Origin of the sequence: Streptomyces sp. NPDC014727 (assembly GCF_043083485.1) — a bacterium.
In the GTDB taxonomy this organism is placed as follows: Bacteria; Actinomycetota; Actinomycetes; order Streptomycetales; family Streptomycetaceae; genus Streptomyces.
This window is the reverse complement of the sequence record NZ_JBIBYR010000083.1, coordinates 1-1,207: the sequence shown is the minus strand read 5'-3', so window position 1 is coordinate 1,207 and position 1,207 is coordinate 1. Positions and strand designations below refer to the sequence as shown.

The 1,207-nt window shown below is 65.4% G+C and carries 1 protein-coding gene; it reads right to left on the bottom strand.

Features of this window, described 5'->3' with window-relative positions; all coding sequences use genetic code 11:
• Window positions 1-1,101: AMP-binding protein (locus ACF1B9_RS38000; RefSeq protein WP_391795991.1), on the bottom strand; the 1,101-nt coding region annotated here is incomplete at its 3' end.
• Window positions 1,102-1,207 lie beyond the last annotated feature (106 nt).

The window sequence follows — 1,207 nt, the reverse complement described above, 5'->3', positions numbered from 1 at the left end:
TCCGGAACACCCGAGATAGCCACGCGCCAACTGCACCCCGGACACATACAACTCACCCACCACACCAACCGGAACCAGACACAAACCGGAGTCCAGCACACGCATGCGGGTGTTCAAGATCGGGCTGCCGATGGGAACGACGGTCGGCCATTCGGTATCCCGGTCGTCCAAGGAGTGGCTGGTGACGACGTGCGTTTCGGCCGGACCGTAGTTGTTCCGAAGCCGGGTCCCGGAATCGAGGAAGAACCTTCCGAGGCGGGCGTCCAGGGTGAGCGCTTCGCCCGCCTGGCACACCTCACGCAGGTCAGGCAGGTCGAACCCGTCTTCCAGGGCTGCTTCGCACACCGCTTTGATCACCGGTGTCGGTGCGAACAGTTCGTTGATCCGTTCTTGACGCAGCCATGCCGCGAGGGCGCGCGGATCAGCCCGGGTCTCGTCGTCCGGAATGACCAGCGACTTGCCTGTTGCCAAGCTGGACAGGATCTCCTGGACCGAGACGTCGAATCCCAACGCGGTGAACTGGGCGACCCGTGAACCCATGCCACCTTCGGCGACGCCGATGTGCCAGCGCAACAGGTTCGTCAGAGCGCCGGACGTCATGGCGACGCCCTTGGGGACGCCGGTGGAGCCGGAGGTATAGATCAAGTAGGCGAGATGATCCGGGCGCAGTGCTGGTCGGGGGTTCGCTCGCGCCGTAGCGATCTCTTCGACAAGACGGCACCGCACGCCCGTCCCGGCGACGGACTCGACTGTGGCTCTGTCGGTGACGACGACCACCGGGGCCGAGTCGCTCAGCACGAACTCCAGTCGGTCCGCCGGATAGGCGGGGTCGATGGGCAGATGGACACCGCCGACCTTCAAGACCCCCAACAGCGTCGCGACCAGATCCGGCGAACGACGTAGTGCTACCGCCACCACGGCGTCCGGCCGCGCACCCGCGGCGGAGAGGGCGGCAGCGATGTCGCGGGCCCGCGCCTCAAGTTGCCGGTAGGTCAGCTCGGTCTTCCCGAAGACCACAGCGGTCGCGTCTGGAGTCCGCCGTATCTGCTCCTCGATCACCTGATAGACCGTCGTCGACGCGGTCGTCGACGCGGTGGTCATTGCTGTGTTGTTCCAGGTTTCGAGGAGTTGGTGGCGTTCGTGGGGGAGGAGTACGTCGATGGTTCGGAGTGGGGTGTCCGGGTTGGTGACGGCTGTTTTCAGCAGG